At 63.2% G+C, this 9,461-nt stretch carries 7 protein-coding genes; all 7 read right to left on the bottom strand.

Annotation, left to right across the window (positions count from 1 at the left end):
• Positions 1 to 119: 119 nt before the first annotated feature.
• Complete coding sequence (locus tag AC6UAL_RS09220; protein ID WP_500683086.1) at positions 120 to 1,361, bottom strand: Y-family DNA polymerase; 1,242 nt, start codon at positions 1,359 to 1,361, stop codon at positions 120 to 122.
• A gap of 94 nt (positions 1,362 to 1,455) precedes the next feature.
• Positions 1,456 to 2,922 (bottom strand): Asp-tRNA(Asn)/Glu-tRNA(Gln) amidotransferase subunit GatB, encoded by a 1,467-nt coding sequence (gatB, locus tag AC6UAL_RS09215; RefSeq protein ID WP_500683085.1) that lies wholly within the window; start codon positions 2,920 to 2,922, stop codon positions 1,456 to 1,458.
• Positions 2,923 to 2,944: 22 nt separating this feature from the next.
• Positions 2,945 to 4,030 carry a hypothetical protein gene (locus AC6UAL_RS09210; RefSeq protein WP_500683084.1) on the bottom strand — a complete coding sequence of 362 codons (1,086 nt, stop codon included), beginning with the start codon at positions 4,028 to 4,030 and terminating at the stop codon, positions 2,945 to 2,947.
• Positions 4,031 to 4,139: 109 nt separating this feature from the next.
• Entirely contained in the window at positions 4,140 to 5,234 is a 1,095-nt protein-coding gene (locus AC6UAL_RS09205) for a type IV pilus twitching motility protein PilT (protein ID WP_500683083.1), read from the bottom strand.
• Between the two features lie 51 nt (positions 5,235 to 5,285).
• Positions 5,286 to 6,680, bottom strand: a complete 1,395-nt coding sequence (locus AC6UAL_RS09200; RefSeq protein WP_500683082.1) for a type IV pilus twitching motility protein PilT — start codon at positions 6,678 to 6,680, stop codon at positions 5,286 to 5,288.
• 445 nt (positions 6,681 to 7,125) lie between these two features.
• Positions 7,126 to 8,022, bottom strand: coding sequence for a hypothetical protein (locus AC6UAL_RS09195; RefSeq protein WP_500683081.1), 897 nt, complete (start codon positions 8,020 to 8,022; stop codon positions 7,126 to 7,128).
• Positions 8,023 to 8,045: 23 nt separating this feature from the next.
• On the bottom strand, positions 8,046 to 9,269 hold the full coding sequence (gene tyrS, locus AC6UAL_RS09190) for a tyrosine--tRNA ligase (protein WP_500683087.1): 1,224 nt from the start codon (positions 9,267 to 9,269) through the stop codon (positions 8,046 to 8,048).
• Positions 9,270 to 9,461: the final 192 nt, after the last annotated feature.

Here is a 9,461-nt window from a genome sequence, read left to right as displayed (position 1 = left end):
TGTTCTGTGCTACCTTGGGTGCGTTCATTTTTGACGCATCCATACCTTTCGGTGCGTTTTCTTTTTGACGCAATACGGCGGGAGGAGAAGCGGGGGCACGGCGCGGGCGGCCGAGCCGTTCAATGAGCCTCGGGGATGTCGTCCCAGCAGGTGGTGTAGAGGCGAGAGACGTGGTCGCGGTGCCAAGGGAGCTGCGAGCCGCGGTTGGCGAAGTGGATGTCGTGCCCGTTTTGCCGGAGCGCATCGAGCACTTTCATGAGGGGGTCGGGCTCGATGTTCGGGTGCTCGAAGGTGGGGTGCACGGCGGCAACGGGCTCAAGCCCGTTGAGGATGACGCCGATTTTTTTGTAGCGGTAGCCGGGTTTGTAGATGGATTCGAGCAGGGCGGCGGCGGCGCGCGTCATGAGCCGCGTGTCGTCGCTGGGTGAGGGCAGCGGGCAACCGACGCTGTTGGCGTAGCTCATGGCTTCCTCTTCAAAGCGGGAGGTGCGCAGCACCACAAAGATGTTGCGCGCCATCAATTCGTGCCGCCTCAGGGTGGCGGCGGCTTTCTCGACGAAGCGGCAAAGGGTTTCGCGCAGGACGGGAAGCTCCGAGATGCCCTCTTTGAGGGAGCGGGAGACCATGATCTGCGAGCGCACGGGGTTGACGTCGTCTTCCAGACACGATTGCCCGCGCAGTTCGAGGGCGAGGCGCTCGCCGTGCACGCCGAAGCTGCGCCTGAGGCGCTCGAGGTCGGCGGCGGCGAGGCCGGCGGCGGTGCGGATGCCCAGCGCGTGCAGGCGCGGCGCAAGGCGTCGGCCGACGCCCCAGATGTCGTCGACGGGCGTCTCGGCCAGCAGCGGCTCCCACTCGGCAGGACTCGTCAGGGCGAGAAAGCCGCGGCAGGAGGGGCGATGCTTGGCGGTTTCGTTGGCGAGCTTGACGAGGGTGCGCGTGGGAGCCATCCCGACGCTGACGGTGATGCCCGTCCAGCGGCGGATGCGGCGCCGCAGCGCACGCGCCTCGTGTTCCCAGTCAATGCCGCCGCTGCTGTCGCCGACTTCGGCAAAGGCTTCGTCGATGCTGTACTGCCGGACGTCGGGCAGGTACTGCTCGAGGATGGACATGATGCGCTCGGAGAGGTCGCCGTAGAGGGCAAAGTTGGCCGAGCAGACGACGGCGCGAGCTTTGTCGAGCCGCTCGCGGCAGCGGAAGTAGGGCTCACCCATGCCGATGCCGATTTGTTTGGCCTCGGGGCTGCGCGAGATGACGCAGCCGTCGTTGTTGCTCAGCACGACGAGGGGGCGCCGGCGCCAGTCGGGGCGAAAGACTTGCTCGCAGCTGGCGAAGAAGTTGTTGCAGTCGAAGAGCAGAAACATGGCGGGCGCCGACGAAGCAAGAACCCCGGCCACTCGGGGCGCCGGGGTTCTCAGGATAAGGGGAAACAGCAGCTCTCTCCCTCCCGGAAGGGCATCAGAGGCCGAGCTGCTTCATGATCATTTCGGTGACGAGTTTGGGATTGGGCTTGGGGTTGCTCGCCTTCATGACCTTGCCGGTCAGGGCGTTGAGCAGCTTCATGTTGCCGCCCTTCACCGCGGCGACGAGCTCGTCGTTCTCGGCGATGACGCCGCGAATCACGCCGTCGAGAGCCCCGGTGTCCGTCTTGCGGTAACCGAGGGAGGCCGCGGCTTCTTCGGCGGCCATGCCGGGCTTCTGCCAGAGCACGTCGAGCACTTCGCGCGCTTGGTTGTTCGAGACGAGGCCGTCCTCGATGATGCCGACGAGCCCGGCGAGACCGGCGGGCGCAAGGGGGCAGTCCTCAATGCCGATGCCCTTCTCGGCCAGCGCGGCGCTGAGGTTGTTGATGACCCAGTTGGCAATCTTGCGGGGAGACTTCGACGCGGCGGCGGCAGCCTCAAAGTAGGCGCAGAGGGCGGCGTCGGCCACGAGGGTGTTGGCATCGGCCACGGGCAGTCCGTAGCTCGCCATGAGGCGCTCGCGGCGGGCATCGGGCAGCTCCGGCAGCTCGCCGCGCACCTTCTCAACGAGGGGAGCCGTGTGCACGGGGACGAGGTCGGGGCAAGGGTGGTAGCGGTAGTCGTGCGCGTTCTCCTTGGTGCGCATGACGATGCTCTCGCCGAGTTCGTCGTCCCAGCGGCGGGTGGACTGCACCTGCGCGATGCCTCGGTCGAGTTCGTCGGCCTGACGCGCAATCTCGTAAATGAGGGCGCGGCGAGCGGCTGACATGGAGTTGATATTCTTCATCTCGATTTTGGCACCGAGCTCCTTCTGTCCTTTCGGACGCAGGGAGACGTTGACGTCGCAGCGCATCTGCCCTTTCTCCATGTCGGCATCCGAGATACCGCCGCAGATGAGAATCTGCTGGAGGCTCTTGAGGTAAGCGTAGGTCTCGTCGGGGCTGGTGAGGTCGGGGGTCGAGACAATCTCCATCAGGGGAGTGCCGCCGCGATTGTAATCGACGAGCGAATAGTTGCCGAAGTGCGTGAGCTTGGCTGCGTCTTCTTCGAGATGAATGTGGTCGAGGCGCACGCGGCGCACGACGGGCTCATCGCTCTTCACGCCGGAGTCGGGCGGAAAGGCCCAAGAGTAGAGGGGAACCTCGCCGCCGATGCAGAGGGGCAGATCGAGCTGGCTGGTCTGGTAGTTCTTGGGCATGTCGGCATAAAAATAGTTCTTGCGATCCCACTTGGTGACGGGAGGCGTGCTGCAGCCGAGCATCATGCCGGTGAGGATGGTGCGCTCGATGGCGTATTCGTTGAGCACGGGAAGGGCGCCGGGCATACCGAGGCAGGTGGGGCACACGTTGGTGTTGGGCTCGTAGCCGAAGCCGGCCTTGCACGAGCAAAACATCTTGGTTTCCGTCTTGATCTGGCAGTGCACTTCAAGACCGATGGTGACGAGGTAATCGGATACTGGCATGGTGGGACTCTTAAAACTGGCGTTACTTCCCCGAGGAGCAGCCCTCTTCGAGCGCGTCCGCGAGGTCGATGCGGAAGGAGGCGTCAAAGACGTTGCGGAACCAGAGGCTGTGCGTCTTGTTCATGCTCTCAAAGACGGCGTCGAGGGTGTCGGAGAAGTCATCGTAGGGGCTGGTATCGTAACCCGGCAGGCCGGCAATGCGCACAATCTCGGCCCGGATGCTCCAGAGGATAGTCTCCAGCGGCACGCAGGTCTCACGCACGCGCTCGGTGTTGATGTCGGCGAAGGGTCGATCCACCACGTCGGCCGTCGGGATGAGGGCGGTGAGGGCGGAATTGAGGCGGCGCAGCTCGGCGATGGAGCGCTTGGCACTGTCGGCATCTCGGACTTCGGCCAAGGCGCGCAGCACGGCGGTGTCGGGCTCGATCAGGCTCTTGAGGCGCTGCAGCTCGGTGCGCTCTTCGCTGGCGCTGAGCGGCGGTTTGACTTCGTCGAGGAATTCGATGTCGTCATCGGGAAAAAGCCCGGCATTGCTGGCGGCGCGGAAGGCGGCCACGAGCCGTTCGGAGTTGTAGCAGCGCACGCGGCAGAGGCTCATGAACTCTTCACCGAGGTCCTCAAAGGCGGGCGCAATACGCATGTTGAGCAACTCCGCGGCCTCGGGGCTCACCAGAACCTCGTATTCCATGCAGGCGGCCGTCAGCTTCGTGTCAAGCTCCGAGAGCTGCGTCGAAAGCTGCGTGAAGCGCAGCGCCGCCTCATCCGCGCTCTCGCGATTGCTGATGCCGGCGAGCAAAAACCACAGCTCATTCGTCGTTCGGAGCATCTCGCGCCCGAGCTCCAGAGCCTGCGCCGCCGACGCACCCTCGTCGGCGGGCTTTTCACCCGCCGCGCCGTCGGCTGCCTCGGCAAGCTGCCGGACACCGAGCTCTTCGGCGCAGAGCTCATCGCCCTGCCCCGGCTCGGGCTGCCCGACGACCTCCCACTCCGCGGCGGTACACCACGGCGCTCTTGCTTCCGGGCACGGCACGCCCGGGCGGATTGCGGCTCCGAGAGCCGATCCGACCAGCGTCAGCAGGGCGCCGATCTCGTAAAACACGGGCTTCATGCTTGCCGGCACATTATACGCAGAGCCTCCGGCTTTGGCAAGCGGCTATTGTGCCCTGCGGCATTTTTCCGCAGGCAGCCTCCGTCCGGCGGCTCTGCTGCCGCGAGCATCAGGCCCCGCCGGCGTTGGCGAGCATCTCGAGCTCCTTGGGCAGGAAGTTCTTGAAGCGCCCCTTGTCAATGGCTTTCATGTAGGCTTCCTGCGGCGAGACAATGCCCTGCTGAAGCTTCTGCCAGATGGCGTCATCCATGAACTGCATCCCCAGCTGCTTGCCGCCCGTGATGACATCCGCGAGCTTCTGCGTAGCGCCTTCGCGGATGATAGCCGCCACGGCCGGAGTGGCGAAGAGAATCTCATTGACGGCGCAGCGCCCCGGCTTATCGCAGCGCTTCATGAGCAGCTGGGCCACGACACCGCGCAGCGAACCGGCGAGCATCGTGCGCGCCTGCGCCTGTTGCTCGGCGGGGAAAACGTCGATAATACGGTCAATCGTCTTGCGGGCGTTGTTGGTGTGCAGCGTGCCGAAGACGAGCAGCCCCGTCTCGGCGGCCGTGAGCGCCAGCGAAATCGTCTCCAAGTCGCGCATCTCACCCACAAGCACAATATCCGAATCTTCGCGCAGCGAAGCGCGCAGGCCATCGGCGAAACTCGGGCAGTTGACGGGCACCTCGCGCTGCGTGATCACGCTGCGCTTGGAGGGATGCACGAACTCGATGGGCTCTTCGATGGTGATGATGTGGCGGGCGTAGTTCGAGTTGATGTAGTCGATCAGCGCTGCAAGCGTGGTCGATTTGCCGGAGCCGGTGGGCCCCGTCACCAGCACGAGGCCGGCTCGCATGTCGGCAAAGCGCTTGATCTGCTCGGGCACATTGAGCTGTTCGAGCGTCAGAATCTTCGTCGGAATGAGACGGAAGACGCAGCAGTAACCGCGCTGTTGCTTCATGTAGTTGCAGCGGAAGCGCGAGGTCGCGTCCATTTCGTACGCGAAGTCGGCATCGCCTTCCTCTTCAAACTGAGCCCAGAGCTTCTCGGGGCAGATGGGGCGCATGAGCTCAACCATATCCTCATGCGTCAGCTCGCCGCCTTCAACAGCGGTGATATCGCCGTGCACGCGAATCTTCGGCGGCTGACCTTCGGAAAGGTGGAGGTCGGAACCGCCCATGGAAATCAGGGTCTGAAAGTAGTGGTCTATGCGATGGTTCATCGGTCGGGGAAAGGGGGGGGGAAACAGTGATGATCAGGGAGGCGGCGGCAATCAGGCTTCGGGGTGTTCGCGCAGGAATTTCTCCATCATAACCTTGTCCGTCGATCGTGTATTGCACTCTTCGGCGGAAATGACACCGTTGAGGTAGAGCTCCTGCAGGGAGTCATCCATGAGGCGCATGCCCTGCGCCTTGCCGGTCTGAATCAGCCCGGGAATCATGAAGGTCTTGCCCTCGCGGATGCAGTTGGCCACGGCCGCGGTGTTGACGAGCATTTCGAGAGCCATGACGCGACCGGTGCCGTCCTTCTTGGGAATGAGCTGCTGCGAGAGCACGCCGCGCAGCGATTCGGACACCATGATGCGGATGTGCTCGCGCTCCTCGACGGGGAAAGCGTCAAGAATTCGATCAATCGTGCGCGAGGCGGAACCGGTGTGCAGCGTACCGAGCACGAGGTGGCCCGTTTCAGCGGCGGTGAGCGCCAGCGAAATCGTCTCGAGGTTGCGCATTTCACCCACCATGATGACGTCGGGGTCCTCGCGAAGAGCGGCGCGGAGAGCGCGTGCGAAGGATTCGGTGTGCCTGTGCACTTCGCGCTGATTCACTTGGCAGGTCGCCGGGTGGAAGATGGCTTCGATGGGGTCCTCAAGCGTAATGATGTGGTCCTTGCGATCCTGATTGATAAACTCGATAATCGAAGCCAGCGTCGTGGACTTACCGGAGCCGACGGCACCCGTGACGAGAATGAGCCCGTTGGTGAAGCGCGTGAGCGGCACGATGTATTTCTCGGGCAGGTTGATGTCCTTCATCGTCAGAATGCGGCTGTTGATAATGCGGTAGCAGATATCGTAGCCGAGGCGCTGAGAAACAACGGAAGCGCGGTAGCGCCCGAAGTCATTCTGGTAGGCGAAGTCGACGTCTCCGGTCTCTTTGAGACGCGTCCACTCGCGCTCTCCCAAGAAGCTCTCGGTGAGCGCCTGCGTGTCTTCCTTCGTGAGCTGTGGAGCCCCTTCCCACATCGGCACGAGGTTGCCGTGGCGGCGCCAAGTCGGAGGGCAGCAGGAGGGCAGATGCACGTCGGAGCATCCCGCATCAACGCCCATCTTCAGGTAGGCATCGACATGCAGCGAGATAAAGATGAGCAGGTAGCCGCCCTCCTGAACATACAAATAGGCGTGGTGGCGGCCGCATGGGGCATCGTAGATAAAGTCGACGATACCCTGCTCGCTGAGCTGCTGGCGCTGAGCCTGCGTGGTGCAGCTGTTGACGAGGGCGATGGTATCATCGCCGGTCAGCACGCCGGCATCTTCCGCCAGCGGGCTGTACATCCCGCAGCACATCCAGTAGGGCTGCATACCGGCGCCGAGGTACACTGCGGGGCTCAGCGCCCTCTTGATCAGTTCGAGATACTGATCCACCGTATCGAAAATATAGTTGGAATCGCTCATGTCGCTTTCGTCCTCATCGTATCACGTTGAGCGCGTCATGGCGAGTAAAAAAATGAACAAGAAGCAGCTTGCGTGTTACCGCGACGCCAAAGACCGCCGTCCCGAAGTCCGAAGTCTCACGCAGCACCGAGCCGGGCGCAGCAGAGGGCCGCCGGACGACCCACAGCACCCATCAGCTCCGCAGCCCACGCCGCCCTTCACTTCACGCGCCCCCGAACCGCGCCCCACTTCACGCGCACCACTTCACGCGCCCCGCTTCACGCGCACCACTTCACGCGCACCGCTTCACGCGCACCGAACTTCACCCGGCTTCTCGTCTTCCCCCCGCTTTTCGCACCTTGCTTCACGCGCGCCGAGCCGCCCGCACCCCGCTTCCCGCGCCTTGCCGAGGGCAAAGCGCCGTCCCCGCTCGGACGGGTGAGCACCCCTCACACCCGCAGCGGAATCACATGACGTAAAAGAGGGCTTCGGCGACCGTGAGCTTCCGCGAATCCAGCTGAACGGCGCGAGCCAACTCGACGCGTATCTCGCTCATGAGCTCCCGAGCACGGCGCTGAAGCGCCTCACTCGTCTCGGGAGCAAAGCTGCGCCCTTCGGGCATGAGAGGCATGACGGCCATACTGACCAGCAGCGGCATGAGAGCCTCGGCGGCCGCATCGGCACCGGCCGCATCATGAGCCTGCCGCAGCGCTTCCAGCGCCTCTTCACTCAGCGCGATGAGGAGCTCGGCGGAGGGAGCGTCAATCCGGCCGTTGACCGTCTCGCCCCCGGCCGTGATTTCGACGCGCAGAAAGAGGGCGCCGAGCGGCAGCTCATCAAAGGCCGCGGCGTCGAGGAGGTCGTCTTGGGGCAGACTCTCCACGTACTGTCTCAGCGCCAAACTGTTGAGGCGCTCGCGAAGAAAGATGCGCTCGTGCAGCCGCAGCAGACTGAGGCGCTCGTTGGCATTGATTCGGGGGTTCGCGAGGGCATGCAGCGAAGCAGTGAAATCGACCGGGCAGTTGAGCTGCTCCGCCATGCGGGCGCAGCGCGCCCAGATTTCAGGGCTGCGCCGATGCCGATTGAGTCGCGCGAGGCGGTAGAGCTCGGCCATCACGCGGGCGACGGCTCTGCGGCGCTGAGCCGTGCGAAAATCCGAACTCTCGGCCGGAGGCGCAGCCTTCAGAAGCAGCCTTTCGGGCAAAAGGGCGAAGGCGGAATCGCGCCAGGATTCACGCAGCGACGGCGCCTCCGCGACAAACCCCGCCGGCACAGCCTCCTCCGCAGCCCGAACCGCGCTCGCCGCGGGCAGGAGAATCGCCGTAAGAGCGGCGAGCCAAGCTCGGGACACGGGAAGTTGCATCGGCGTAAGGTTCGAGCGGCTCATCAGGCGAACTCGCCCATGTAAAACTTCTTTTTGCCTCGGCGGATGACGACGACGCGCCCCTCGAGAGCCATCTGCGGGTTCACCTCGAAGGCGGGATCGCGAACAACCTCTCCGTTGAGGGAAATGGCGCCGTTGCCGATGAACTCGCGAGCCTCGCGCTTGGAGGCGCAAATCTTGCCGTTGACCAGCACGTCGACCAGCGCACCGGGCACCAACTTCACCGAGGGCACGTTCTTCATCCCCGCGCGAATATCGCGCAAACTCAGCGACGCGAAGTCTCCGGCAAAAAGCTTCTCGCTGATTTCGACCGCGCGGCGGAACTCCTCTTCGCCGTGCAGATCCGTGATAATCTCGCGGGCGAGAGCCTTCTGCGCCAAACGCAGCTCGGGGTGCGCGCCGTGCTCGGCCTCAATCTCGGTAATCTGCTCGGGCGTCAGGAAGGTGAGGCGCTTGAGGTAAGAGATGATGCAGGAATCCTCGGTATTGATGAGGAACTGATAGAGCTCGTAGGGCGAGGTGCGGTTCTTGTCGAGCCAGAGGGCATTGCCCTCACTCTTGCCGAACTTGTTGCCCTGAGAATCGGTAACCAGCGGCATCGTCATGCCGTAGACCTCCTCACCCGTCGTCTTGCGGATCAGCTCGATACCCGTGGTGATGTTGCCCCACTGGTCGCTGCCGGCGACTTGGAGATCGACGCCGCGCGTCTCGTGCAGGTGCTTGAAGTCGATGGCCTGAATGAGCATGTACGAGAACTCGGCATACGAGATACCGCTCTCCATCTGGCGACGCACGAGATCCTTGGAGAGCATGTAACCCACGTTGATGAACTTGCCGTAGTCGCGGAAGTAGTCAATCACGTTCATGCCGTTGATCCAATCGTAATTATTGACGACCTCGAAGCCGAAGAGCTTCTCGACCTGAGCCTTGAGGCACTCATAGTTGTGAAACACCACATCCTTCTGCTGCACCTCGCGCTCGACCGTTCCGCGCGGATCGCCGATGAGCCCGGTGGCCAGCCCCACGAGCAGAATGGGATGGTGCCCCGCAGCCTTCAGGCGCCGGGTGATGAGGAAGCTGGAATAGTGCCCCAAGTGCAGACTGTCAGCCGTCGGATCCGTTCCGATGTAGAAAGTCAGTCCGCCCTTGTTGAGCTTCTCGATGAGATCGGGGCTTGAGATCTGATTAATCAACCCTCGCCATTCCAGTTCTTCGTAAAAAGTCATATGCGTGCGAGGGGCATGATAGCACGAGCCCCACTTCTTGTCAATGCGGTGCAGCGCGGCATCGCCGCCCGAGCGGCAGGCGGCGATGCCGCAAAATGCGGCGGGCTTTTGCGTCCAGGGCAGACGCATTAGAAAAACAGTGTAGACATAGAGAGAAGGATAGGCGCGGATATTCGCTTAGGAATTCAACAT

Source organism: Candidatus Parakkermansia intestinigallinarum, from assembly GCF_944389695.1.
GTDB lineage: Bacteria > Verrucomicrobiota > Verrucomicrobiia > Verrucomicrobiales > Akkermansiaceae > Akkermansia > Akkermansia intestinigallinarum.
This window is presented reverse-complemented; position numbering and strand designations above follow the sequence as displayed.